Raw genomic sequence first — 23,786 nt, forward strand, 5'->3', positions numbered from 1 at the left:
GCCTCCCCCGTCCGGTGACGGGACGAGCCCCCGCACGGCCGGGGGCACGGCACGGTCCGTGGTGCGCCGCGGAACCCGCCGTCCGGTGGGGAGCGGGGCGAGGACCAGGCGCGTTGACACATCCCTGACGCGCTCCCGATACTGACCGGCGATTCAGTTTCCCTCAGGTCGGTCGACCCGGCCCCTCCCTCCTCTTCCGGGCATCACCGGGTCCCGATCGCGGCAAGCCCCAGGAGTTCCCGTGCCCAGCCTCCAGCCCCCTCCCAGCCCGCTGATATCGCTTGAGTGGACCGACCACGTCACCGGCCGACGCGGCTACTTCGTGGTGGACCGTCTGGTGCGCGGCGTGGCCAGCGGCGGCCTGCGGATGCGTGCGGGGTGCACGCTGGAGGAGGTCACCGGGCTGGCGCGGGGCATGACGGTGAAGGAGGCCCTGCACTACGACCCCAAGGCGCGGTACGTGCCCCTGGGCGGCGCGAAGGGCGGCATCGACTGCGACCCCCGGCACCCGGAGGCGTACGGGGTCCTGGTCCGGTTCCTGCGGGCGCTGCGCCCGTACGTCGCCTGCTGCTGGACGACCGGGGAGGACCTGGGGCTGAGCCAGGACACCGTGGACCGGGCCGCCGCGGAGGCCGGGCTCGTCTCGACCGTGCAGGCCGTGTACCCCCTGCTCGACGACGCGGCGGGGGCGCGGAGCCGGCTCGCGGACGCGTTCGCCCGCGAGGTGGACGGCATCGGTCTGGACGCACTCGTCGGTGGCTGCGGAGTCGCCGAGGCGGTGCTCACCGCACTCGACCACACGAGGACGCCGTACGCGGGCACCCGGGTCGCCGTGCAGGGCTTCGGCACGATGGGCGGGGCGACGGCGCGCTTCCTCTCCCGGGCGGGACTGACGGTGGTCGCGGTCTCCGACGTCCTGGGCACCGTCGTCAATCCGGCCGGGCTGGACGTGGAGGCACTGCTGGGGGCGCGCGACGGCTTCGGGACCGTGGACCGGGCGGCCCTGCGCGAGGGCGACCGGGAGATGCCGGGTGACGCGTGGCTCGCCGTCGATGCGGACGTCCTGGTGCCGGCCGCGCTGTCGAACGTCATCGACTGCACCAACCAGCACCGCATCAGCGCCCGGTGGATCGTCGAGGCGGCGAACATGCCCGTGCTGCCGGCGGCCGAGTCGTTGATGACGAACCGCGGCATCGCGGTGCTGCCGGACGTGGTGGCCAACTCCGCGACGAACGCCTGGTGGTGGTGGACGCTCTTCGGCGACATCACGGCCGACTGCGACGAGGCGTTCGCCCACATCCGCACCTCCATGCGGGAACTGCTCGGCCGGGTGCTGGCCCGTGCCGAGGCGGACGGGACGGGACCCCGGGCCGCCGCGCACGCCCTGGCCGCCGAGAACCTGACGGAGATCACGGAACGGTTCGGCACGTACTCCTGAACGGGATGCGGCGGGGCGGACGCCCGACGGGCAGGGACAGGAACGGACGGGCGCCGACGGGCACCGCCGGGGACCCGGCGGGCAGGCACCCCCGGCGGGCACCCGTCGGATATCCGGTGGATCCCGCACCGGGGCTGGTGCCAGCCTGGTGCCATGGTCACCGAATCCACCCCGTCCCCGGCGCTGCTCCCCGGGGACCCGCAGTTGCGGGCGCTGTACGCCTCCCTCGGACAGCGCAAGCGGCCCGAGGACATCGCGCAACTGGTCCTCGACCTGTACCGCGCGACCGACGTACCGCTGGACCGGCCGACCCGCAAGGCGTTGCAGCAGGCTTCGCGCACCTCACTGCGCCGGCTGTGGGCCGGCTACACCTCGATGTTGGAGGACTTCGCCCGCCCGGTCGGTGCCCAGCGTCAGCTCGCCACGGCTTCGGAGCTGTTCGCGACGGTGGACGCCCTGCCCGACAGCGCCGGCGACGACCCCGAGCGGATCGCCGAGGTCATCCGGGCGGCGGGCGGCGAGATCCGCAAGGAGTTCGGGCGCAGCGACTTCCTCGCCGACCGGCTCAACCGCGAGCAGCGCGACGGGTCGGGGCTCGGTGCGATCTCCAAGCGGCAGTACAACAAGCGGTTCCGGTTGCTGCGGCGGATGGAGGCGAAGCTGGCGCGGCTGCTGGCGGCGCAGCGCGAGCGGGACATCACGCTGACCGGCAAGAGCGGGCTGGTGTCACGGTTGCCGTACGAACGGTTCGCGGCCGACCACGCGACGGCCGCGTTCCTCGCGTACCTCACCGCCCGGGCCAACCTGCGCAGCGAGTTCACCATCACGGGTCAGCCCAAGGCGTACGACACGGTGGCCGATGCGCTGTTCCGGCGGCTCGACCCGGTGACCGCGCAGTGGTTCGCGATCGCCCATGCGCACCCCACGGCCCCGGTGTTGGCACGGCTCACGGACGAGGAGCGGGGCAGGCTGATCGGGCTCTGGTACGGGGTGCTGGTCGAGGTCGCCGAGCAGCTCGAAACCGTCTGGCAGCGGCGTCCACTGGACCGGGCGACCATGATCGTGCGGCGCGGGGACGACTCGACGACCTGGAACCAGGCGGCGCGGGCGTGGTCGACGGCGCGCGCCAACTGGTTCGCGCTGCTGACGGCGATGGGCGCCGAGGAGGTCGTCGACCGGGTCTGCCCGGGGAAGGTGCCGGTGCTGGTGGCTGCCGACGTGGCGGCCTGGCACCGCAGTGCGGGAGGCGGGCTGCATCCCGACACCGGGGTGTGGGCGGATCTCCCGCTCCCCTGGGAGGTGCTGCGGAACGGGGTCGAGTGCCCGCGGTCGCTGGTCGAGGAGGTGTGCGTGCGTCACGGTGTCGATCCGGTGGCCAGCGGGTGGACGGCGCCGCGGGCCGAGGCCCGGCCGGTGCCCTTCCGGCCGACGCCGGAGCTGGTGCACGGAGTGCGGGTCGGTCATCCGCTGTTGGCCAAGCTGCTGCGGTCCAAGGGCGTCTACTCCGGCAAGGGTGCGCCCGGGGAGTCGTGACCGCCGGCCGGACGGCGCGGGGCGCGGGGCGCGGGGCGCGGGAAAACGCGTTGCCCGAGGGGCCGGCGCCCGCCAGGATGGGTTCCGGCGAGGAAGCTCAGTGGTGGAGCGCCCGGCTCCGGACCGGGTGGACGCAGGTTCGAGCCCTGCTCTCGCTACGCGTGCACGGGCATCGGGAAGCTCTGCGGTGGAGCGCCCGGCTGCAGACCGGGTGGACGCAGGTTCGAATCCTGTCCCGATGCCGGTGCACGCGCACTCCGCAGCCCCCGCCCGCCGTTTTCCGTCATGAACACTTAAGGTTAACGATGTGGCGAGAGTGCGGTTGAGCGTCGGAGAACGACGCGAGGAGTTGGTGCGGGCCGCCATCGAGCAGATCGAGGCCCGGGGCGTGTCCGACGTGCGGATCGCCGACGTGGCCGCGGCGCTCGGAGTGAGCAACGCGCTCGTGCTGTACCACTTCGCCTCCAAGGAGAAGCTGGTCGCCGCGGCGTTCGCCCATGCCGCCGAGTCCGATCTGGCCCGGCTGCGGATGTCGCTCGGCCGTCGCACCAGTGCCGTACGACGACTGCGCGCCGCGGTGCGCTGGTACGCCCCCACCGGTCAGGCCAAGGGATGGCGGCTGTGGATCGAGGGGTGGGCGGTCTCCCTGCGGGAGCCGGCGTTGCGCGCGGTGACCCGGGACCTGGACCGCCAGTGGAAGTCCGCGATCATCGAGGTGATCGCCGAGGGTGCCGCGGCCGGGGAGTTCGTCTGTGCGGACCCCGAGGCGGCGGCCCGCAGGCTCACCGCGCTCCTGGACGGACTGGCCGTCCAGGCCACGGTCTACACGGGTAGCGTTTCACGGACGCGGCTCCAGGGATGGGTGGACGAGGCACTGGCCCAGGAGTTGGGCCTCACGGTGCAGGAGTTGGCGGTGGAGCGCCGCCGCTCCCGCCCCTGACCCGTCGACCCGCGGCGCCGCCCCGGGCCCCCGGGGACGTTCCCGGGCGGCGCCCGGACCCACCCGCGGTCAGGTCTCCCGCACCGGGGCGTACTCCTCCTCGGTGAGGCCGAAGGTCCAGGCGACCCCGGCCCGGGCGGTGGTGACGGTCGGGGGGACCCGGAGCCAGTAGGTCCGGCTGGTGCCGTCCGGTTCGGGCGTGGAGTTGACGACCTCGACCATGACCAGGTCCTCGTCGTCGGGCAGCGGGACCCGCCAGAGCCGGCCCGTCTCGTCCTGGTGCAGCGGAACGGCTCCGGACTCGGCGAGGTAGCGGTCGTAGCCGAAGTGTTCCAGCATCACCCGACGCAGCTCGGCGTTCTCCTCCTCGCGGATGCGTTGCGGAGTGAGTCCGGCGAGTTCGTCCAGGAACTCTCCCGGAACGGGCATGCCGCGCCAGGAGTGCAGGGCGAACCCGTCGGGGTAAGCGACCGCGGGGCCGTCGGCCCGGTCGAGGCGGCCCGCCTCGTCGCGGTGCAGCGCCGTGGGCCGTTCACAGACCACGGCGACCTTCTCGTACGGCCACCACCACCCGGCGGAGCGGGCGACGGCCGCGATCCCGTCCAGGGGGCCGTCGGTGTCGAAGGCGCAGAGCCACGCCGCGTCGTGCTGGCCCAGCACCGCATCGAGCAGCAGGAGTCTCAGCTCGTTCTCCCGGCGCCGAACGGCCTCCCTGCGCTCCTGCACCTCCTCCTGGGAGTCCCGGCCCGCAGTGGCGCCCGGGGCGGAGTCCGGGGCGAGGTCCGCCGTGGCGTCCTCGACCAACCCCTGCCCCAGCCGCTGGACCAGCAGCTGCGCCGACTCCCCCAACGGACCGCCGGTGGTCGCCCAGTGCGCGGACCAGCCGATCGGGCCGAGCGCGTCCAGCAGCCGCTGGCGCTCGGCCGCCCAGGGCGCGTTGCGCACCGCGTTCCGCACGCCCCGCCCCGGTGCGCCGCCCAGGGCTTCGGCGCCCCGGGCGAGCAGGTGCACCGCCTCGCGCGGCGAGCGGGCCCAGACGATCCGCTCCGGCTCCGCCAGCCCGGCCCTGCGGTACGCCAGGCGGACTCCGTCCTCGGCGGCGGCCCGGTCGGCGGCCCCCGTCGCCGAGGCCACCGCGCGCCAGCGCGCGACCCGTTCCAGCACCTCCCCGTCGGGCTCCTGCGTCCGGGGTCCGGTCTCCTCCACGTTCACCGACATGTTCCGCTGCCCACTTCCTCGTCCTTCGCTCGGTGTCCCTCGGTGTCCCTCGATGCGGCGCCGTGCTCGCTCCGGCGGCCGGGTGCCGGGCCGTGACCCGGCGGGGTTCAGTCGGCGACGACGCGCACCGACCCGGGCACGTACTCCCGCTGCCGGACCACGCGGTACCAGCCCTTCGGCAGCGCGATGGCCGCGTGCTCCTCGTGGACCACCCGGCCGCCGTCCGGGAGGTGGAGCAGGAACGAACCCAGCGGCCCCTGGTCACGGACGAGTCGGCCCGGGCCGACGACGGCGTGCGCGTGCCCGGTGACCTCCCCGAGCGCCAGGACCAGCCGCCCCCGGGCGTCCCTGGGTTCCCCCGGCGCCTCCTCGGCGCTGCGCGGCACCGCGTCCTTCGCGACGGGCACGACGAGCACGTCTCCCTGCCGGAACATGACTCTCCCCTCCGTGGTCGCCGCTCCGTGCGACCACCACGGCACCGACAGTAGGTCGGGGGTCTGACAACCGGTCCGGTCCGTCGCACCGGCCACCCCGTCGTACCCGGATGTCAGTGGAACTTGGTACAACTTCAGGCACATCGGGCCGAGCCCATCGGAACGGTGCCAGGAACCCATCCAGGAGCAGCGGCATGATCTCGTCCCATCAGGAAACGCACTTCGGCCTGCCGGTCTTCGAATTCCCCCGCCACGGCGAGGAGGTCCCGCCCGAGCTGCCCGACGCCGGGGCCGTGACCTGGCGGATCTCCGTCGCGTCGTACGACAGCGAGGAGAAGTGGGCGGAGGCGTTCGAGCGGTTCCGCGCGGCCGTGGAGCTGAAGCGGGTGACCTCGCTGATCGTGGGTGCCTGGGAGGAGCCGTACGAGACGAGCCCCCGGGGGGTCATCGACGCCCTGGTGGGGGCGCGGGAGGAACTGGGCGCGCTGCGTTCGCTGTTCCTGGGGGAGATAACGGGCGAGGAGTGCGAGATCTCCTGGATCACCCAGGGCACCGTGACGGAGCTGCTCGACGCGTTCCCCCGGCTCCGGGACTTCACCGTGCGCGGCGGCAGCGGCCTGGAGTTCCCGCCGGTGCGGCACGAGGCGCTGGTGACCCTGACGATCGAGACGGGCGGGCTGCCCCGGGAGGTCGTGCAGGGGGTCGCCGCCAGTGACTTCCCGGCGCTGGAGGAACTGGTCCTGTGGCTGGGCACGTCGGAGTACGGGGGCGACTGCGAGGCGGCGGACGTCGCCCCGATCCTGGCGGGTGCGCGACTGCCCGCGCTGCGGCGGCTCGCCCTGTGCAACAGCGAGATCCAGAACGAGATCGCCGCGGCCACGGCCACCGCGCCGGTCGTCGCGCAACTACGGGACCTCGACCTGTCGATGGGCGTCCTCACCGACGAGGGCGCGGCGGCCCTGCTGGCCGGGCAGCCGCTCACCCACCTCGCCTCGCTCGACCTGTCCCACAACTACCTCAGTGACGAACTGCGGGAGCGACTGCGGCAGGAGCTGGAGCCCGCCGGGGTGGCGCTGGACGTGGACGCGGACGACGCCGAGGAGTACGACGAGGACGACGGCGCCGTCTGGCGGTACGTGGCGGTGTCGGAGTAACCATGCGCGCCGAGCCTCCCCGTTTCGTGGTCGTCGGGAACCCCGACAACCGCCGCACCACGTACTTCCTGGACGCCGTGCGGGCCGCCGGGCTGCCCGGCGCCCGGGTGCTGCCCTGGCGGGATGTGCTGCACGGCAGCGCCGGGTTCCGCCCCGGCGAGACCGTCCGGATCGACTCCCCCGGCGAGGACGCCGAGGTGGAACGGATCCTGCGCGACACCGACGATCCCGCACGCGTGGAAGGCTCGGCCCTGTGGTACGCACGGTTCACGGGCGCCGTCCGGGAAGTGGCGGACACCGCGCGCGCCGCGGGGTGCCGGCTGCTGGACGACCCGGACGACCTCGCGGTGCTGTTCGACAAGCGGCGGTGCCACGAGCGGCTGGCCGGTGCGGGCGTCCCGGTCCCCCAGTCGCCGACCTCGGGGGGCCGGGACGCGGTGCGGGGGTGGGACGATCTGCGGGAGCTGATGCGGGACGGGCTGCCGCGGGTGTTCGTGAAGCTCGCGCACGGCTCGTCCGCCTCGGGAGTGCTCGCGGTGGAGCGTGCCGGGCCCGGCCGGGTCCGGGCCACCACCTCCGTCGAGGGCACCCCGCACGGCCTGTTCAACTCCCTGCGGGTGCGGCGGTACGAATCGGAGCGGGCCGTCGGCGCCCTGGTCGACGCGCTCGCCCCGGACGGTCTGCACGTCGAGCGCTGGCTGCCCAAGGCGTCGCTCGACGGCCGGGTGGCGGACCTGCGGGTCGTGGTGGTCGGGGGGCGCGCGTCGCACGCCGTGGTGCGGACCAGCACCTCGCCGATGACGAACCTGCACCTCGGGGGCGCCCGGGGCGATCTGGACCGGGTGCGGGCCGCCGTGGAGCGGGCGGGGGGCAGTTGGGCCGGCGCCCTGGAGATCTGCGAGCGGGCCGCCGCCTGCTTCCCCGGCACCTTGTGCGTGGGGGTGGACCTCCTGCCGGGGATCGGCTGGCGTCGGTTCGCGGTGGCCGAGGTCAATGCCTTCGGCGATCTGCTGCCGGGCCTGACGGGACTACCGGGAAGCGGCTTCGAAGGGCTGGACACCTATGCGGCACAGGTGGCGGCATCGCTCCTGAGCAAGGGGCGGGGCCGGGTCCTGGGATCGGAGGACGACCGTGCGGCCTGAGACGGTCGGGGCCGCGCCCCCGGCGCAGCAGCAGCCCGACGCTCCCGACATGAACGAGGTCGTCGGGCGTGACGACCTGCTCCTCGTCACCCTGGACACCCTGCGCTACGACGTGGCCGTCGAACTCGCCGCCGCGGGCCGGATACCGCACCTGGCGCGGCACCTCCCGAACGGCCGGTGGGAGGAGCGGCACGCGCCGGGCAGCTTCACCTACGCCTCGCACCAGGCGATGTTCGCGGGTTTCCTGCCCACCCCGGCCGCGCCGGGCCCGCACCCCCGGCTGTTCGCCGCCCGGTTCGCGGGCAGCGAGACCACCGAGCGGCGCACGTTCGTCTACGACACCCCGGACCTGGTGTCGGGGCTCGCGGGCGCCGGCTACCGGACGGTGTGCCTGGGCGGTGTGGGGTTCTTCAACAAACAGGGCGCCCTCGGGGACGTCCTGCCCGGCATGTTCCAGGAGAGCCACTGGGAGCCCGCGTTCGGCGTCGCGTCGCCCACGTCCTTCGAGGCGCAGGTGGCCCGGGCGGAACGTATCGTGGCCCGGCTCCCCGTCGAGCAGCGGCTGTTCCTGTTCGTGAACGTGGCGGCCCTGCACCAGCCCAACTGGTTCCACCTGCCGGGCGCGACCCGGGCGGACGGCGACAGCCGCCGGACGCACGCCGCCGCCCTGGAGTACGTCGACCGGCACGTGGGACGCCTGTTCGCCGCGATGAGCAGCCGCCGGCGGTGCTTCGCGATCGTGTGCTCGGACCACGGCACGGCCTACGGGGACGACGGCTACACCGGTCACCGATTGGGCCACGACGTGGTGTGGACCGTCCCCTACGCCCACTTCTTCCTGCCGACCCCGACACCCTGAACCGGACCGAGGCACCGTGATGAGCACCACCTTCCCGACCGACGTCGTGACGGCGCCGGAGTCCGCGCCGCCGCGCCCCTACCAGCACTACGTCTACGCCTATCCGCACAAGACCGCGTACCGACCGCTGCCCGCCCCGGGTCCGCGGCTCGCCCAGGTGTGGCGCGGGGAGCCCAAGGACGCGCTCTCGCTGTACCTGCACATACCGTTCTGCGAGGTCCGCTGCGGGTTCTGCAACCTGTTCACCCGGATCGGCGCGCCGGACGAGTTGTCACGGCGGTACCTGGACGCACTGGAGCGCCAGGCGATCGCCGTACGGGAGGCCCTCGACGGGGACGGGCCGGTGCGGTTCGCGACGGCGGCGTTCGGCGGCGGGACGCCCACGTTCCTCACGGCCGGGGAACTGACCCGGTTGTTCGACATCGCCGAGCTGCGGATGGGCGCGGACCTGCGGGCGGTCCCGCTGTCGGTGGAGGCGTCCCCGTCGACGGCCACCGCCGATCGGCTCGCGGTGCTGGCCGAGCGGGGCACGACCCGGCTCAGTCTGGGGGTGCAGAGCTTCGTGCCCGAGGAGGCGCGGGCGGCGGTGCGTCCGCAGCGGCGGGCGGACGTGGAAGCCGCGCTCGGACGGATACGCGAGGCCGCGATACCCGTCCTGAACATCGATCTGATCTACGGGATCGAGGGGCAGACCGAGGAGTCCTGGCTCCGTTCGCTGGACGCCGCCCTGGCCTGGCGCCCGGAGGAGCTGTACCTGTACCCGTTGTACGTCCGCGACCTCACTGCGCTGCGCGCCCGGGTGGACGTCGCGGAACGGGCCTGGGACGCCCAGCGGTTGCGGCTGTACCGGGTGGGTCGGGACCACCTCCTCGCCCACGGGTACGCACAGCGGTCGATGCGGATGTTCCGACGTGCGGACGCGCCCGCCGAGGGGCCCGAGGACCACGCCTGTCAGACGGACGGCATGATCGGCCTGGGCTGCGGGGCGCGTTCGTACACCTCCACGCTGCACTACTCCTTCGACTACGCGGTCGACGCGCGTCAGGTCCGGTCGATCATCGACGCGTACACGGCGACGGAGGACTTCGGCCGGGCGGTGCACGGCCGGTACGTGGGAGGTGCGACCGGGGGCGACGAGGCGCGACGCAGGCACCTGCTCCAATCGCTGCTCCAGGCAGGGGGCATGGAGCGGGAGTCCTACCGGGCACGGTTCGGTACGGACCCCGAGGACGACTTCCCTGGCGAGCTGGCGCGGTTCGCCGCGCGGGGCTGGCTCGACGGATCGGCCCCGGCCGGGGTGCTGCGCCTTTCGGCCCGGGGGCTGGCGCACTCCGACGCGTTGGGGCCCGAGTTGTTCTCGCCCTCGGTGCAGGCCGCGATGGCCGCCTACGAGGCGCGGTGAGCGCGGTGGACCTCACGGTGTTGTACCGGGGCCCGCTGGCCTCCTGCGACTACGACTGTCCGTACTGCCCGTTCGCGAAGCGGCGGGACAGCCGGGAGCAGTTGCGGGCGGACCGGGCGGCGCTGGAACGGTTCGCGCAGTGGGCGGGCGCCTATCCGGACGGCCGGTTGTCGGTGCTGTTCACCCCGTGGGGCGAGGGCCTGGTGCGGTCCTGGTACCGACGGGCGCTGGTGGAACTGTCGCACCGGGAGCACGTCGAACGGGTCGCGATCCAGACCAACCTGAGCGGCCGCACGGACTGGCTCGACGGGGCGGACCTCGGCACGCTCGCCCTGTGGTGCACGTACCACCCCGGGCAGACGCCCTACGAACGGTTCGTCACCAAGTGCCGTGGGCTGGCGGAGCGCGGAGTGCGGTTCAGCGTGGGGATCGTGGGGCTGCCCGAACACCTGGCGCACGCCCGCCGACTGCGCGATGAGCTGCCGGAGCAGGTGTACCTGTGGGTGAACGCCGCGGAGGGGCACACGTACACCGACGAGGAGGCCGACCGGTGGACGGCGCTGGACCCGCTGTTCCCGTACAGCCGTCATCCGCACCGCAGCGGGGGCCTGCCCTGCCGGACGGGGTCGTCGGTGGTGTCGGTCGACGGTGACGGCACGGTCCGGCGCTGTCATTTCGTCCCGGCGGAGCTGGGCAATCTGTACGACGGTTCCTACCGTGCCGCGTTGGCCCCGCGGGCCTGCCCGCTGGCCCGGTGCGACTGCCACATCGGGTACGTCCACCTGGAGACGCTGCCCCTGTACGACGTGTTCGCCGGCGGGGTGCTGGAGCGGATACCCGCGGGTCCCGGCCCCCGGTGACGCGGGAGCCGGGACCCGCGTCACCGGGCGGGGCGGCCGCCGCTCAGAGCGGCAGCAGGTCGGGGCGCTTGGCCGCGACGTGGTCACCGGACGACTCGCCGCGCAGGCGCCGTCCGATCCAGGGCACCAGGTACTCGCGGGCCCAGTGGATGTCGTCGCGCCGTACTTCGAGGGTGCCGCGGGGCGGCAGCGGGGGCCAGGGCTGGTCGGGGTCGGCGGGGACCCCGACCCGGAGGACCTGCCCGGCGCGCAGGGCGACCCGGGTGTGGCCCTCGGGCGAGAGGTGCAGCCGGTCCTCGTCCCAGGCGCGGCGGTCCTGGACGCTCTTCAGGGACCACAGGTCGAGGACGGGGCAGTCGTAGCGGTCGGCGATGGCCCGCACATGGCCGTTGTAGGTGGCGATCTTGCCGCGCAGGTGCTTGAGGAGGGGGACGCCACGGGTGTCGAAGCCGGTGGTGACCATGACCGTGCCGACGGACGAGGCCAGATCGGCGACGGCCCGTTCGAACCGCTCGGCCACCTCGTCGGGGTCGGTGCCCGGCCGGATGATGTCGTTGCCGCCCGCGCTGAAGGTCACCAGGTCGGGCGCGAGTTGCCGGGCCCGGGGGATCTGCTCCTCGACGATCTGATCGAGGAGTCTGCCGCGGACGGCGAGGTTGGCGTAGCGGAAGGTGGGTTCGGGTAGCCGGTCGCCGAGGAGGACGGCCAGCCGGTCGGCCCATCCCACGAACGTACCGTCGGGGCCGGGGTCTCCGACGCCTTCCGTGAAGCTGTCGCCGACGGCTGCGTAGGACCGGATGTCGTCAAGGGCGAGGAATGTCGACTCTGCTGTCACGTCGGCCCATTTTTCACCTCCCCACGTGACCTACGCCACCGTAATAATGCGCCATTGGGGCTTGACGGCACGTGATAAAGGCCATGCGCCCCATTTCGTCGAGTCGGGAATAGCAGCTCCCCGGCCCCCTCGACTCCCCTCGCCCCCACTCGACACTGCTGCCGACGTGCGACGCGGGGCCGTATCCGCCGATACGGCCCCGCGGGGTGCTGGTGCGGCCGGTGGCCGCGGGGGGTCAGATCGCGACGCCCTTCGACCGCAGGTAGGACAGCGGGTCGATGTCGGAGCCGTAGGCCGGGGAGGTGCGGATCTCGAAGTGCAGGTGCGGTCCGGTGCTGTTGCCGGTGGAGCCCGCGGTGCCGATCTGCTGGCCGCCCGAGACGGACTGGCCGGCCGAGACGCCGAGCTGCGAGAGGTGGGCGTACTGGGCGTACTTGCCGTCGGCGAGCTGGATGACGACCTGGTTGCCGTAGGCGCCCGCCCAACCGGCGGAGACGACGGTGCCGGGACCGACGGCCTTGAGCGGGGTGCCGGAGGGGACGCTGAAGTCGACGCCGGTGTGGTAGCCGCTGGACCACATGCTGCCGGAGGCGCGGTACGGCGTGCCCACACCGCTCGCGACCGGCAGCGTGTAGCCGCCGGCGCTCGCGGTGGCGGCCGGCGCCTGGGCCGCGACGGGCACGGCCTTCGGGGCGGCGGGCTTCGGAGCGGCGGGCTTCGGGGCGGCGGGGGCCGCGGGGGTCGCCTGCTCGGGCTGCGCGGCCCGGGGAGCGGCGGGCTTCGGCTCAGCGGCCTTCGGCGCGGCGGCCTGGGGGGCGGCGGGCTTCGGCGCGGCCGGCTTCGGCGCGGTGGCCGTGGCGGCGGCCTTGCCGCCGAGGGTGAGCTTGAGGCCGGGGGTGATCAGATCGGGGTTCGATCCGACGACGGTCCGGTTGTCCTGGTACAGCCGCTGCCAACCGCCGCGCAGGTCCTGGTCGTCAGCGATCTTCGACAGGTGGTCGCCGACCTTGACGGCGTAGGTCGTGAGCCCGGCGCGCTGCTGCGCGGGCGCCTCGGGGGCGGTCTGGGCCGCCACGGCGACCGAGGTCGCGGGGGCGAGCGCGGAGGCGGACTGCGGGGTCGCGGCCTGGGCCTGGGTGGCGCCGATCAGCGGCAGCGCGAGCGCTGCCGCGCCACCGGTTCCGGCGATGGCGATCGTCCGGGCGAGCCGGGCGGACTTGGGGCGGCGGTGCTTTCCCGTCGCGGGCATGGTGCGTTCCTCTCCGGCGCCTACGAGGTGAGCTGTCGGGTTCGGGCTGGAGCTGCCCGGCCGCGCTCGCGCGGCTTCACCCCGAGCCGGTCCGGTCGCCCGGATGCGGCGTACTGCGTGTGGGTTCCCCGCTCCTGCCGATGTCGGGTGGTGAGATGGGCTACCGAGCGGCGGCAGGACTAGGCGTCCGCCCGGAGTGAGCGTGACGCTAAGCGAGCGGGAACGGCCCGGACAACCGAGCACCCGTCAGCGGCCTGCGATTTCTTGATCCTCGCCGTCCGTTCCGGTCACCCTGCGTCGATGGCGGCGGGGTTCGCGGACGCCAATTCCCGGGCCGGGGCGGGCAGCCGACGAACCGGCGATCACCACCCACCGTGACCACTATGATCCCGGTCACGACGCATCCCCCTAGGGTGCCTTATTTCCTGTCCAGTTGAGCCAAAGCCGCCCAATCCGACCAAAGGCGCAAATCATCCTTTCGCCGGTGGATTCCCTCGTGCATGACATGACCGGGGATCACCGACGAAAGCCCTCGTGCAAGGTGATTGTCCGAGCAAGTGATGTCGTATCGTCTGAAGCGCCCCGCCGACGGACGGCGCCGGCGGGGGACTGGGAGGAGCCCCCGTGACGCAGCAGATCCCGTCCACCGAGCCCGAACTGACCGGCGTGCGCAACTTCCGTGATCTGGGTGGTCTGCCGACCGCGGACGGCAGGCGGGTCCGACACGGGGTGCTGTTCCGCAGCGGCCACCTCGCCCACGCGACCGACGAGGACCGTCGGTACCTGACCGGGCTGGGGCTGCACACGATCTTCGACTTCCGCAACGACGCCGACCGCGGGCTCGACGGCCATGACGTGGAACTGCCCGGCGTGCGCAACGTCAACCTGCCGCTGAGCGACCCGGCCGACGGCGCGGAGTTCTGGCGGATGGTGCGCCGGGGCGACCTCGCCCAGCTCCGTGACCTCCTGGCCGGGGGACGGGCCGTCGAGCAGATGGTCACGTCGTACCGCGTACTGATCGAGGAGCGGACCGTGGAGCACGCACGGGTGCTGCGGGCGGTCGCGGAGGACAGCGTGCCGGCGCTCCTACACTGTGCGGCGGGCAAGGACCGGGCGGGCCTGTCCATCGCCGTCACCCTGCTCGCCCTCGGCGTCGAACGGGACGCGATCGAGGAGGACTACCTGAAGTCCAACGCCGCGCACCGCCGGTACCGGGTGCAGCGCAGCGCGGACGCGGTCGACGGGTACGCGCCGGAGGTGATGGAGTTGCTGAGCCCGCTGTTCGACGCACGCTCGGAGTACCTGGCGGCGGCCTTCGACAGCATCGATCGATGTTGGGGCGGCACGGACGCCTACCTGACCCGGGCCATCGGGCTCACGCCGGACCTGCGCGCCCGCCTCCGGTCCCGGCTGCTCGACTGACGTCAGCGCCGGGCCCCCGGGTGCACCGCGGGGCGCGGACACCGGGGGCCCGGCGCGTCCGCCACCGGGGTACCGGACCCGGGGCGGATCAGCTCACTTGGCCCCGACCTCGAAGAGCAGCCAGATGAAGGCGGCGACGAGGTGGCCGACCGCGACGTAGATGAGCAGGCGGATCCAGATGCTCGGCGGCATCTTGTCCTCGATGCGGGGGCGCTGGACCGGCTGGACCGCCGGGGGCGCCGCCGGGTCGGTGGGGGGAACGGGCTCGGTCATCGGAAGTCTCCCGGGGTGTGGACGTCCGTCGGGCCTAGGCACAGCGCGGCGGTCGGGCTCTGCAACAAGGTGTGCACGAAGAGGAGGTCGGTGCCGTCCTCGTCGGCGGCGCCGATCCGGTGCGGGGTCAGCGAGTCGAAGTGCGCGCTGTCGCCGGGCGCGAGCACATGGGTGCTGTCCCCGAGTCGCAGCCGCAGCCGCCCGGACAGGACGTACAGCCACTCCTCGCCGGGGTGCACCCGCACGATGTCGCCCTGGGTGCCGTACGGCACCCGGACGCGGAGGGCCTGCATGCCCCGGCCGGGGGCGCCGGCCTGCCAGTAGGTCCAGCCGCCGGCGCGGGTGGGTTCCATGGTGGCGGACTCGACGATCGCCTCCCGGTCGGCGACGGTCTCGCCGAGCAGTTCGGAGACGGTGGTCCCGTAGACGCGGGCGAGCGACAGCAGCATGGGCAGCGACGGCTGCCGCCGGCCGGTCTCCAGCCGGGACAGATGGGCCGGGGACAGCCCGGCCGAGGCGGCCGCGGCCTCCAGGGTCAGTGCGGCGCCCCGCCGGCGCTCCCGCAGTCGGGGGGCCACGACGGGCAGCTCGCCAGCGGGGCCGCCGGCCGGGTCGGGGGACCCGGCGGGGGTCTGCGGCTCCTCGCGGGGAGTCGACTCGGAGGGGTTCATGTCATCGATTGAGCCAGAAAAATGCCTCCCGGGCAAATCTCTTGCCTGGGAGGTAAAAGCTGGAGGTCAAGAAGCGCGCAACGCCCCGCCGGGCCGCATCCCAGCCCCGCCCGGGCCGCACGAGCGGTTCGCCCCGGGCCGCGTCAGCGGTTCGCGACGGCCTGTTTGACCAGTGTCCTCCCGAAGTCCCACATCAGCCCACCCCCGCTGTGTGCGTCGTCCATCACGGCGGTGAAGGCCGTGACGAAACGATCGACGTCCGCCTCGTCCACGACCAGCGGCGGGATCAGTTTGATGACCTCCAGGTGGTCGCCGGAGACCTGGGTGAGGATGCGGTGCCGCTGGAGCAGCGGCACGACCACCATCTGCGCGAAGAGGCCCCTGCGGGCCGCCTGGAGCATGGCCCAGCCGCTGCGCAGCTTCAGCGAGCGGGGCCGCCCGAACTCGATCCCGATCATCAGCCCACGGCCGCGGACCTCGCTCAGCAGCTCGTAGCGGTCCACGAGTGCGGCGAGCCGGGAACGGAGCAGGTCCCCGGTGACCCGGGCGTGCTCGACCAGCCGGTCCGACTCCAGCACCGACAGCACCGCCAGGCCGGCCGCCATCGCCTGCGCGTTCGAACCGAAGCTCGCCGAGTGGACCAGCACCCGGTCCATGGCGGAGTAGACCTTCTTGAAGATCCAGTCCCGGCCGAGGGTCGCCCCGACCGGGACGTAGCCGCCCGACAGCGCCTTCGCCACACAGACCAGGTCCGGTTCCACGCCCTCCTCGTGCTGGTACGCGTAGAAGTCCCCGGTCCGCCCCAGCCCGGTCTGCACCTCGTCGGCGATCAGCAGCGCCCCGTGCGCCCGCAGCAGGTCCTGGGCCCCCCGCAAGTAGCCGGGCGGCGCCGCATGGACGCCCTTGCCCTGGATCGGCTCCACGATGAGCGCCGCCACGTCGCCGCGCGCCAGTTCCCGGGCGAGGGCGTCCAGATCGCCGAGCGGCACGGCCGTGTCGGGCAGCAGAGGGGCGAAGCCGGTGCGGAACCCGGACTCGCCGTTCACGGAGAGGGCCCCGGTGGTCAGCCCGTGGAAGGCGTGCGCGCAGTACAGGACCCGGGGGCGCCCGGTGGCGTAGCGGGCGAACTTGAGCGCGGTCTCGACCGCTTCGGTGCCGCTGTTGCCGAAGAACACCCGTTCCAGGTGGGGGCTGTGGGAGAGCAGCCGTTCGGCGAGCAGGCCCGGGAGCGGCTGGCAGTCGAAGCGGGTGAGGTCCGCGAGCGAGGCGTCCAGCACGTCGTGCAGCGCCTTGCGGACCACGGGGTGGTGGCGACCGAGGCCCATCACGCCGAAACCGGCGAGCATGTCGAGGTAGTCGTTGCCGTCCGCGTCCCAGAAGTGCGCGCCCTCGGCCCGTTCGTACACCTTGTCGAAGCCGATGGTGCGCAGCATGCGCGGGAGTTGGTGGTTCAGATGGCGGGTGTGCAGGGCGTACCGCTCGCCGCCGCGTTCGGCGAGCAGCGCACCGAGGTCGAATGCGTCCGTCATGGGTCCTTCCGGTGTCCCGGCCCGGCCGTGCCCCCGCTGCGGCCCGTGCTCCCGGGCGGCCGTCTCCGTGGCTGGTGGGCCGGCGGTGTCCCGCCGGCGGGTGGGAACGGGCGGCCCGGGGCCGGGCCGCCCGACGGGACGTGGGCCGCCGCCCCGTCCGGGACCTCGGGCCCCGGGTCCTCAGCCGCGGTTGCCCGAAACGGTGTCGCGGGCGGCCCGCAGGCTCTCCTTCAGCGATCCCATGGTCGCCAGGACCGCGGTGGGCTCGTAGCCGCAGTGCGCCATGCAGTTGGCGCAGCGCGGGTCCTTGCCCCGGCCGTAGGCGTCCCAGTCGGTCTCCTCCACGAGTTCCCGGTACGTGGGTACGTAGCCGTCGCTCATCAGGTAGCAGGGCTTCTGCCAGCCGAACAGGGAGTAGTTGGGGATCGCCCAGGCCGTGCAGGGGAAGTCGACCCGTCCCTCCAGGAAGTCGAGGAAGAGCGGCGAGTGGTTGAGCCGCCAGCGGCGCCGGTTGCCGCCCGCGAACGCCTTCCGGAAGAGTTCGCGGGTCTGCTCGACGCCGAGGAAGTGCTCCTGGTCGGGGGCCTTCTCGTAGGCGTAGGCGGGCGAGATCATCATCTCGTCCACCTGGAGGTCGTCATTGAGGAAGTCGAGCACCTCGATGATGGTCTGGGGGGTGTCCGTGTTGAAGAACGTGGAGTTGGTGGTGACCCGGAAGCCCTGCCGCTTGGCCTCCTTGATGGCTTCCACCGCCTCGTCGAAGACGCCTTCCTTGGCCACCGACTCGTCGTGGCGCTCCCGCAGTCCGTCGATGTGCACGGCGAAGGCGAAGTACGGGGAGGGCGTGAACTTCTCCATCTTCTTGCGCATCAGCAGGGCGTTGGTGCAGAGGAAGACGTACTTCTTCCGTGCCACCAACTGGCGGACGATCTCGTGGATCTGAGGGTGCATCAGGGGCTCGCCGCCTGCGATGGACACCATCGGCGCCCCGGACTCCAGGACCGCACCGACGGCCTGCGCGACCGGCATCCGCTGCTTGAGCACCCCGGCCGGATGCTGGATCTTGCCACAGCCCTCGCACTTGAGGTTGCAGGCGAAGAGCGGTTCCAGCTCCACGATCAGCGGGAACTTGGCCCGCTTGCGGAGCTTCTGTTCGAACAGGTAGGTCGCGACCTTGATGGACTGACGGAGCGGCATGGCCATTTCAGCTCACCTCCGGGGGAGCGTCACGATGCGGTGCCATTCACAGAAGACGGGGAACACGGCACGGAGAACACGGAAAGCCGATATTCCACCGCGCAGCGTGCCGATGCGGACCAGTTCATGTTCTGGAGCGTCCACGACCACCCGGACGGCCGCAACCGGGCGGACCCACCGGTCTTCGCCCCCGCCCAGGAGCCCCCGGGGGTCGACGGGACCGACGGGGGCGGGCGGGCGCACCGCGGTGCGCAGCGTCACCGCCGATTCCATGTCCACGGCGATCGCCCCGGTGGACCGCAGGGTGGAGCGCTCCGCGCCCCGGACGACGTGGTCGGAGCCGATGAGCGGCCCCGTGTGCACGGTCCGGCCGGGCAGGGCCCGGGCCAGTGCCCCGGTCAGCCGCGCGGTGCCCGAGCAGTGGACCGGGCCGAGCCCGTCCCGGGTCTCCGTGGCGACCACCAGGTCCCCGGGGCGCATGCCCGGGGCGAGCCCGGCGCAGAAGCCGGTGGCCAGGACGGACGCACCGTGCAGCTCCGCACGGCCCAGTGCACGGCCCACCGCCGAAGCCGCCGCGCGCGGCCCCATGCCGGTGCGGAGCACCGTCACGTTCCCGGCCGTCGACCGGTCCGCCAGGCGCAGGGCCAGCCGTTCGATGCCGAGGGCGCAGGCGATCAGGAGCGGCCCCCCGGCGCCGCCCGTCGGGCCCGCGGGATCGGGGGGGTCGGCCGGATCGGCCGGGGCGCGCCGCATCAGCCCCCCTTGCCGGTCCGCTCGGCGATCCGTCCGGCGGCCGCGGCCACCAGCGACCGGGCTGCCCGTACGACGGTCGGGCGCGGTGCGCGGCGCGGCGCGGCCCCCGCAGCGGCGTCCGGGGCGTCACCGGTGCGGGCGGCGCGCGGGGCGCCGGCCCGGTTCGCGACCGGATCGCCGTGCAGGAACCTCCCGAGGGCGGTCAGCGGGAACACCAGTCGGTACAGGTGGTAGTTGATGGAGAAGTCCCACGGGAACCCGGTGCCGGTGAAGTGGGGTTCGTCCCAGGAGCCGTCCTCCCGTTGGGTCTCCACCAGCCAGGCGACGCCCCGTTCGGTGACCTTGGCGTCCCGCTCCCCCGCGGCGAGCAGCGCCAACAGCGCCCATGCGGTCTGCGAGGCGGTGGACTCGCCCCGGCCGCCCCAGCCGGGTGCGTCCCGGTAGGAACGCAGGTCCTCGCCCCAGCCGCCGTCGTCGTTCTGTACGGACTCCAGCCAGGCCACGGCCCGGCGGATCGCCGGATGGGCGGGTGGCAGTCCGGCGGCGACCAGGGCGGGCACCACCGAGCCCGTCCCGTAGACGTAGTTGACGCCCCAGCGACCGAACCAGGCGCCGCCGGACTCCTGGGCGGCGAGCAGCCAGTCGATGCCGCGGCGGGTGCCCGGGTCCGTGGCGCGTCCCTCGACGGCCAGCATCTCCACGACGTGCGCGGTCACGTCGGCGGACGGCGGATCGATCACCTTGCCGAAGTCGCAGAACGGCAGCCGGTTGGGGAAGGGGCTGGTGTTGTCCACGTCGAAGGCGCCCCACCCGCCGTCCCGGGACTGCATGCCGAGGCTCCACGCGACGCCGCGGGCGATGGAGTCCTCCAGCCGCTCGGTGTCGGGGTGCGCCACGCGGCGCAGGGCGAGGACGACCTCGGCGGTGTCGTCGATGTCGGGATAGGTGTCGTTGTGGAACTCGAAGGCCCAGCCGCCGGGAGCGAGTTCGGGTCTGCGCACCGACCAGTCGCCGGGCCGGTCGATCTGTTCGCCGAGCATCCACTCGGCGGCCCTGACCAGTTGGGGGTGGTCGGCCGGGACGCCCGCGTCGGCCAGCGCGATCGTCGCGAGGCAGGTGTCCCACACGGGCGACTGGCACGCCTCGACCATCCGGGAACCGTCCGGTCCCCACACCGTGAACCGGTCGAGGGAGTCGAGTCCGGCGCGGAGCACCGGGTGGTCCAGGTCGTAGCCGAGCAGGTGCAGGGCGATGATCGAGTACACCGCGGGCGGCTGGATGCCGCCCCAACAGCCGTCCCGTTCCTGACGTTCGATGATCCAGCGGGCCGCCGACCGCATGGCTGCGGAGCGCAACGGCCCCGGCGCGACCCGCTGGTAGAGGCGCAACACCTTGTCGAGCCGTTGGAAGACCCCGTCCCAGGAGGCCACCGGAGCGAGGGGGCGGGACGGGCACGGGTCGGCCGGGTCGGTGTGGAGTTCGTCGAGCGGGAAGGGGGCGGGGCGCACCGGGCGCTTCGCGGACACGATGGCGAGCGGCACGATGGTCTGCCGGGCCCAGCAGCCGAAGTCGTAGATGTTGAGCGGGAACCACCGGGGGACGTAGATGACCTCCGGCGGGACCTCGGGCAGGTCGTCCCACTTCCACCAGCCGAACAGGGCCAGCCAGATGCGGGTGAAGACCCGGGCCGCGGCGATCCCCCCGCGGGACCTGATCCAGTCGGCCGCCCGTGCCATGTGCGGCGCGTCGGGCGCGTCCCCGGCGAGCCGGAGGGCGACGTACGCCTCGATGGTGGCCGAGAGGTCACTGGGGCCCTGGTAGAAGGTGGCCCAGGTGCCGTCCTCCCGTTGTTCACCGCGGATGAACAGGGCGGCGGCCCGGGTGGTGGCCTCGTCGCGAATGCCGAGGAACTGCCGCAGGAGGAGGTCCTCGGCGTCCATGGTGACGTTCGTTTCGAGGTCGCCCTTCCACCAGCCCTGGGGGTCCTGGAGGGAGAGCAGACGGTCGGTGGCGCGGTGCGCCGCGCGCCGGACGGCGACGGGGTCGTCGACCGCCCGGGGGGTCGGGTCGGAGTGTTCGTCGGTGGCCGAGGCAGCGCGGGGCGGTACCGCTCCGGTGCTTCCGTCGGTCGTCGCTGTCATGGCTTCCCCTTACAGTGCAGTGGCTCTTCTGCTGGGTCCGCCGTCGGCCGGTGCGCTGGATGGGCACCGGCCGGCGACTGCGAGTCATATGCTCCGGATGTCGATGGTCATCTCTTTCGTACGACGACGAAGTCGGCGAGCGCGGTGAACCGCGCCCGGACGGGGTCGGGCATGTCCACGGAGTTCAGGGCGTCGACGGCGATGGCGTGCTGGCGGCGGGCCTCCTGGACGGTCCACTCCCGGCCGCCGGCCTCCTCGATGAGCGCGGCGCGGGCGGCGAACTCCTCCTCGGAGAAGCTGTCGAAGTCGTTGCTCTTGGCATCGGCGGCGAGGAGTTCGCCGAGTTGCTCGGAGGCGGGGCCGCCGGCGTCGAGGGCGGCGACGACCGGCAGGGACTTCTTGCGCTGGCGCAGATCGCTCCAGGTCTGCTTGCCGGTGGCCTCCGGGTCGCCCCAGATGCCGAGCAGGTCGTCGACGGCCTGGAAGGCGAGCCCCAGGTGGTGGCCGTACTTCTCCAGGGTGTCGGCGGTGCGGTCGTCGGCGCCGCCGAGCACCGCGCCGATGGACGAGGCGCAGGCCAGCAGGGCGCCGGTCTTGTTGCCCTCCATCTCCAGGCACTCGGCCACGGTGACCCGCTCGCGGTGCTCGTACGCGATGTCCTGGGCCTGGCCGTCGATGAGGGCGCGGGTGGCGCTGGTGAGGCGTCGGGTGGCGCGGCCGGCCTCGACGGTGCCGATCTCCAGCAGCACCTCGCCGGCGAGCGCGAACAAAGCGTCGCCGACCAGGATGGCCTGGGCGGGGCCGTGGACCTTCCACACCGTGTCGCGGTGGCGGCGCTGTTCGTCGCCGTCCATCAGGTCGTCGTGGAGCAGGGAGAAGTTGTGCACCAGCTCCACGGCGACGGCACCGGGCACACCGGTCTCGGCCGGGGCTCCGGCCGCTTCCGCGGACAGCAGGGCGAGCGCCGGGCGCACCGCCTTGCCACCGTCGCCGTCGGCGGGTTTGCCGTGGGCGTCGATCCAACCGAAGTGGTAGGCGGCGACCGTGTCCATGGGCGAGGCGAGCCGGTCCACGGCGGCCTTCAGCTCGGGGGTCGCCAGGGTTCTGCCTCGCTCCAACAATGCGGCCACGTCCACGGCCTCGGCGGACGGTTCGCCCGGGGGCACAGTGGGCACAGTCTCTCCTCTAGTTGCGGTGGTGCCGGGGGTGCGGGGACCCGCCCCGCGGAGATCGAGTGTCATGCCGCCTCCCGGAAGAGATGGGCGCGCGACCGGCCGAGGACGCCGAGTGCCGCGTCGGCGGCGCTGACACCGCTGCGCACCGCCCCCTCCATCGTGGCGGGCCAGCCGGTGGCGGTCCATGCTCCGGCCAGGAACAGACCGGGGGCCCGGGTGCGGGCCGTGGGCCGCAGGGCGCCGCTGCCCGGCGCGGGCGCGAAGGTGGCGGTCCGCTCCCTGGTGACGAAGAAGTCGCGCACCTGAGCGCGCCGGGTGGCGGGCAACAGGCGTTCGAGTTCGGGGAGGTAGCGCTCGCGCAGGGCGGCGACCGGTTCGTCGATCTCGTGGTGCACCGCGGACTGGGAGAGCGCCAGGTACTGGCCGTCGGCCAGTCCGGAGGCCTCGGTGCGGTCGAAGACCCACTGCACGGGCGAGCCCACCGCGGCGAAGAACGGGCGCCGCAGCACCGTGCGGTCGTAGACGACGTGCAGGTTGAGGATGGGCGAGGTGCCGAGGGCGAGCAGCCGCTCCGGGGCGTCGAGCGATCCGGTGGGCAGCAGTTCGTGGGTCTCGCGCTGCGGCACGGCGAGCACGACGGTGTCCGCCTCCAGGGTGGCACCCTGGACCTTGACGGCCCAACGGCCGTCCGGGGTGCGGGAGATGCCGGAGGCCCGGGTGCGCAGTTCGGTGCGGACCCCGGCGGTGTCGAGGGCCTTGCGGGCGAGGGTGTCGTGCAGTTCGCCGAGGGGGACGGCGGCCCAGCCGATGTCGGCGGCGCCGGGGTCCTGGAGCAGTCCGGTCTTGAAGACCTTGGCGGCCAGGGCGAGGGAGACGTCCGCCGCCACGGCGTTGAGGGTGGCCACGCCCACCAGGTCCCACAGGGCCTCGACGGCGCGTGCGGACTGGCCGTGCCGGGCGAGCCAGCTGCCGAAGTCCTGCTCGTCCAGGGCGGGGTCGTCGGGGTCGAGCCGCTGGAGGGCGAGCGCCGCCCGGGCGGCGCCCAGGCGTTCGCCCGGGGAGAGGTGCGGGTACGTGGCGAGGGTCCGCGCCAGGTGCAGCGGTACGGGCAGGGCCGCGCGGCGCAGGGTGCCCAGCTTCGGCCCCTCACCCGACCGGGTCCGTACCCGGGTCGCGGCGTCCACGACGGGGACCGTGAGCCGGTCCTGGAGCGGGGCCAGCGCCCGCGCGTCGATGCGGTCGAGGAACCAGCGGTAGGCGGTGCAGCACCGTAGGTAGACGTGCTGGCCGTTGTCGACGGTGAGGTCGCCGCGCTGGAAGGAGAAGGCGAGGCCGCCCAGTCGGGGCCGCCCTTCCAGGAGGGTGACGCCGACCCCGGCGTCGGCGAGGGCGAGTGCGGCGGTGACCCCGGCGAGTCCGCCGCCGATGACGACGGCGCTGGCCGGGCGTTCCCCGTCCGGGTCCGGGTCGGTGGACCGCGGGTCGGTGTCGTTCACGCGGGTCCCCCGGGTGCTCGGTTCGGATGCCCCGGGCGGATGGACGCCCCGGGCCTGGGCGCGCG

General features: G+C 73.4%; 21 protein-coding genes, 2 tRNA genes and 1 riboswitch. Of the genes, 11 read left to right on the top strand and 12 right to left on the bottom strand.

Features of this window, described 5'->3' with window-relative positions; translation table 11 throughout:
* Positions 1 to 241 precede the first annotated feature (241 nt).
* The 5 genes from ACFYOU_RS28765 to ACFYOU_RS28785 all read left to right on the top strand — a co-directional run bounded on the left by ACFYOU_RS28765 (position 242) and on the right by ACFYOU_RS28785 (position 3,911).
* The gene (locus ACFYOU_RS28765) at positions 242 to 1,438 is read left to right on the top strand and encodes a Glu/Leu/Phe/Val dehydrogenase dimerization domain-containing protein (protein ID WP_389770653.1); all 1,197 of its coding nucleotides are present in this window, start codon (positions 242 to 244) and stop codon (positions 1,436 to 1,438) included.
* Between the two features lie 153 nt (positions 1,439 to 1,591).
* Positions 1,592 to 2,971, top strand: a complete 1,380-nt coding sequence (locus ACFYOU_RS28770; RefSeq protein ID WP_391309620.1) for a hypothetical protein — start codon at positions 1,592 to 1,594, stop codon at positions 2,969 to 2,971.
* Between the two features lie 86 nt (positions 2,972 to 3,057).
* Positions 3,058 to 3,129 (top strand) — tRNA-Arg (locus ACFYOU_RS28775).
* An 11-nt stretch (positions 3,130 to 3,140) separates the two neighbouring features.
* A tRNA-Cys gene (locus ACFYOU_RS28780) sits at positions 3,141 to 3,214 on the top strand.
* A gap of 64 nt (positions 3,215 to 3,278) precedes the next feature.
* On the top strand, positions 3,279 to 3,911 hold the full coding sequence (locus tag ACFYOU_RS28785; protein ID WP_389770659.1) for a TetR family transcriptional regulator C-terminal domain-containing protein: 633 nt from the start codon (positions 3,279 to 3,281) through the stop codon (positions 3,909 to 3,911).
* 69 nt (positions 3,912 to 3,980) lie between these two features.
* Here ACFYOU_RS28785 and ACFYOU_RS28790 read toward each other — a convergent pair whose 3' ends face one another.
* Together ACFYOU_RS28790 and ACFYOU_RS28795 are read right to left on the bottom strand one after the other, a co-directional pair.
* A complete protein-coding gene (locus ACFYOU_RS28790) occupies positions 3,981 to 5,129 on the bottom strand; it encodes a DUF6745 domain-containing protein (RefSeq protein ID WP_391309622.1) in 1,149 nt (382 codons plus the stop codon).
* A 107-nt stretch (positions 5,130 to 5,236) separates the two neighbouring features.
* A complete protein-coding gene (locus tag ACFYOU_RS28795) occupies positions 5,237 to 5,563 on the bottom strand; it encodes a hypothetical protein (RefSeq protein WP_391309623.1) in 327 nt (108 codons plus the stop codon).
* A gap of 194 nt (positions 5,564 to 5,757) precedes the next feature.
* On the opposite strand from ACFYOU_RS28795, the gene ACFYOU_RS28800 reads away from it, so the two are divergent.
* The 5 genes from ACFYOU_RS28800 to ACFYOU_RS28820 are packed head-to-tail and all read left to right on the top strand — an operon-like array spanning position 5,758 to position 10,980.
* The gene (locus ACFYOU_RS28800; protein WP_391309625.1) at positions 5,758 to 6,717 is read left to right on the top strand and encodes an STM4015 family protein; all 960 of its coding nucleotides are present in this window, start codon (positions 5,758 to 5,760) and stop codon (positions 6,715 to 6,717) included.
* 2 nt (positions 6,718 to 6,719) lie between these two features.
* Positions 6,720 to 7,859 carry an STM4014 family protein gene (locus ACFYOU_RS28805; protein ID WP_391309626.1) on the top strand — a complete coding sequence of 380 codons (1,140 nt, stop codon included), beginning with the start codon at positions 6,720 to 6,722 and terminating at the stop codon, positions 7,857 to 7,859.
* A gap of 49 nt (positions 7,860 to 7,908) precedes the next feature.
* Positions 7,909 to 8,718 carry an STM4013/SEN3800 family hydrolase gene (locus tag ACFYOU_RS28810; RefSeq protein ID WP_391309628.1) on the top strand — a complete coding sequence of 270 codons (810 nt, stop codon included), beginning with the start codon at positions 7,909 to 7,911 and terminating at the stop codon, positions 8,716 to 8,718.
* Between the two features lie 19 nt (positions 8,719 to 8,737).
* Positions 8,738 to 10,120 carry an STM4012 family radical SAM protein gene (locus ACFYOU_RS28815; protein WP_391309629.1) on the top strand — a complete coding sequence of 461 codons (1,383 nt, stop codon included), beginning with the start codon at positions 8,738 to 8,740 and terminating at the stop codon, positions 10,118 to 10,120.
* 5 nt (positions 10,121 to 10,125) lie between these two features.
* A complete protein-coding gene (locus ACFYOU_RS28820; RefSeq protein ID WP_391309705.1) occupies positions 10,126 to 10,980 on the top strand; it encodes an STM4011 family radical SAM protein in 855 nt (284 codons plus the stop codon).
* Between the two features lie 43 nt (positions 10,981 to 11,023).
* On the opposite strand, the gene ACFYOU_RS28825 is transcribed toward ACFYOU_RS28820, so the two are convergent.
* Complete coding sequence (locus ACFYOU_RS28825; protein ID WP_385496167.1) at positions 11,024 to 11,815, bottom strand: SGNH/GDSL hydrolase family protein; 792 nt, start codon at positions 11,813 to 11,815, stop codon at positions 11,024 to 11,026.
* A 235-nt stretch (positions 11,816 to 12,050) separates the two neighbouring features.
* Positions 12,051 to 13,064 carry a peptidoglycan DD-metalloendopeptidase family protein gene (locus tag ACFYOU_RS28830; protein ID WP_391309631.1) on the bottom strand — a complete coding sequence of 338 codons (1,014 nt, stop codon included), beginning with the start codon at positions 13,062 to 13,064 and terminating at the stop codon, positions 12,051 to 12,053.
* A 4-nt stretch (positions 13,065 to 13,068) separates the two neighbouring features.
* Positions 13,069 to 13,227: riboswitch (cyclic di-AMP (ydaO/yuaA leader) on the bottom strand.
* A gap of 461 nt (positions 13,228 to 13,688) precedes the next feature.
* Here ACFYOU_RS28830 and ACFYOU_RS28835 point away from each other — a divergent pair.
* Positions 13,689 to 14,486 (top strand): tyrosine-protein phosphatase, encoded by a 798-nt coding sequence (locus tag ACFYOU_RS28835; RefSeq protein WP_391309633.1) that lies wholly within the window; start codon positions 13,689 to 13,691, stop codon positions 14,484 to 14,486.
* A gap of 93 nt (positions 14,487 to 14,579) precedes the next feature.
* On the opposite strand, the gene ACFYOU_RS28840 is transcribed toward ACFYOU_RS28835, so the two are convergent.
* The 8 genes from ACFYOU_RS28840 to hpnE all read right to left on the bottom strand — a co-directional run bounded on the left by ACFYOU_RS28840 (position 14,580) and on the right by hpnE (position 23,721).
* Entirely contained in the window at positions 14,580 to 14,759 is a 180-nt protein-coding gene (locus tag ACFYOU_RS28840) for a DUF6126 family protein (protein ID WP_389770682.1), read from the bottom strand.
* Positions 14,756 to 15,430, bottom strand: coding sequence for a cupin domain-containing protein (locus tag ACFYOU_RS28845; RefSeq protein WP_391309636.1), 675 nt, complete (start codon positions 15,428 to 15,430; stop codon positions 14,756 to 14,758). The genes ACFYOU_RS28840 and ACFYOU_RS28845 overlap by 4 nt, the downstream gene beginning before the upstream one ends.
* A gap of 143 nt (positions 15,431 to 15,573) precedes the next feature.
* Entirely contained in the window at positions 15,574 to 16,959 is a 1,386-nt protein-coding gene (locus ACFYOU_RS28850) for an aspartate aminotransferase family protein (protein WP_389770688.1), read from the bottom strand.
* Positions 16,960 to 17,139: 180 nt separating this feature from the next.
* Positions 17,140 to 18,162 (bottom strand): adenosyl-hopene transferase HpnH, encoded by a 1,023-nt coding sequence (gene hpnH, locus ACFYOU_RS28855; RefSeq protein ID WP_391309638.1) that lies wholly within the window; start codon positions 18,160 to 18,162, stop codon positions 17,140 to 17,142.
* Positions 18,163 to 18,168: 6 nt separating this feature from the next.
* Complete coding sequence (locus ACFYOU_RS28860; protein ID WP_391309639.1) at positions 18,169 to 18,909, bottom strand: 1-hydroxy-2-methyl-2-butenyl 4-diphosphate reductase; 741 nt, start codon at positions 18,907 to 18,909, stop codon at positions 18,169 to 18,171.
* Positions 18,909 to 21,050: a squalene--hopene cyclase gene (gene shc / locus ACFYOU_RS28865; protein ID WP_389770696.1), complete on the bottom strand. Its 2,142-nt coding sequence runs from the start codon at positions 21,048 to 21,050 to the stop codon at positions 18,909 to 18,911. Before shc ends, ACFYOU_RS28860 begins: the two co-directional genes overlap by 1 nt.
* A gap of 107 nt (positions 21,051 to 21,157) precedes the next feature.
* Positions 21,158 to 22,291, bottom strand: a complete 1,134-nt coding sequence (locus tag ACFYOU_RS28870; RefSeq protein ID WP_391309640.1) for a polyprenyl synthetase family protein — start codon at positions 22,289 to 22,291, stop codon at positions 21,158 to 21,160.
* On the bottom strand, positions 22,288 to 23,721 hold the full coding sequence (gene hpnE / locus ACFYOU_RS28875; RefSeq protein ID WP_391309642.1) for a hydroxysqualene dehydroxylase HpnE: 1,434 nt from the start codon (positions 23,719 to 23,721) through the stop codon (positions 22,288 to 22,290). Before hpnE ends, ACFYOU_RS28870 begins: the two co-directional genes overlap by 4 nt.
* Positions 23,722 to 23,786 lie beyond the last annotated feature (65 nt).

It is taken from the genome of Streptomyces sp. NPDC005955, assembly GCF_042871255.1.
GTDB lineage: Bacteria > Actinomycetota > Actinomycetes > Streptomycetales > Streptomycetaceae > Streptomyces.

Excerpts from the sequence above, each read along its gene's own strand:
- ACFYOU_RS28770 (WP_391309620.1), top strand. The coding sequence starts at position 1,592 with ATGGTCACCGAATCCACCCCGTCCCCGGCGCTGCTCCCCGGGGACCCG.
- ACFYOU_RS28790 (WP_391309622.1), bottom strand. The coding sequence starts at position 5,129 with ATGTCGGTGAACGTGGAGGAGACCGGACCCCGGACGCAGGAGCCCGAC.
- ACFYOU_RS28795 (WP_391309623.1), bottom strand. The coding sequence starts at position 5,563 with ATGTTCCGGCAGGGAGACGTGCTCGTCGTGCCCGTCGCGAAGGACGCG.
- ACFYOU_RS28800 (WP_391309625.1), top strand. The coding sequence starts at position 5,758 with ATGATCTCGTCCCATCAGGAAACGCACTTCGGCCTGCCGGTCTTCGAA.
- ACFYOU_RS28805 (WP_391309626.1), top strand. The coding sequence starts at position 6,720 with ATGCGCGCCGAGCCTCCCCGTTTCGTGGTCGTCGGGAACCCCGACAAC.
- ACFYOU_RS28810 (WP_391309628.1), top strand. The coding sequence starts at position 7,909 with ATGAACGAGGTCGTCGGGCGTGACGACCTGCTCCTCGTCACCCTGGAC.
- ACFYOU_RS28815 (WP_391309629.1), top strand. The coding sequence starts at position 8,738 with ATGAGCACCACCTTCCCGACCGACGTCGTGACGGCGCCGGAGTCCGCG.
- ACFYOU_RS28830 (WP_391309631.1), bottom strand. The coding sequence starts at position 13,064 with ATGCCCGCGACGGGAAAGCACCGCCGCCCCAAGTCCGCCCGGCTCGCC.
- ACFYOU_RS28840 (WP_389770682.1), bottom strand. The coding sequence starts at position 14,759 with ATGACCGAGCCCGTTCCCCCCACCGACCCGGCGGCGCCCCCGGCGGTC.
- ACFYOU_RS28845 (WP_391309636.1), bottom strand. The coding sequence starts at position 15,430 with ATGAACCCCTCCGAGTCGACTCCCCGCGAGGAGCCGCAGACCCCCGCC.
- ACFYOU_RS28850 (WP_389770688.1), bottom strand. The coding sequence starts at position 16,959 with ATGACGGACGCATTCGACCTCGGTGCGCTGCTCGCCGAACGCGGCGGC.
- hpnH (WP_391309638.1), bottom strand. The coding sequence starts at position 18,162 with ATGGCCATGCCGCTCCGTCAGTCCATCAAGGTCGCGACCTACCTGTTC.
- ACFYOU_RS28860 (WP_391309639.1), bottom strand. The coding sequence starts at position 18,909 with ATGCGGCGCGCCCCGGCCGATCCGGCCGACCCCCCCGATCCCGCGGGC.
- shc (WP_389770696.1), bottom strand. The coding sequence starts at position 21,050 with ATGACAGCGACGACCGACGGAAGCACCGGAGCGGTACCGCCCCGCGCT.
- ACFYOU_RS28870 (WP_391309640.1), bottom strand. The coding sequence starts at position 22,291 with ATGACACTCGATCTCCGCGGGGCGGGTCCCCGCACCCCCGGCACCACC.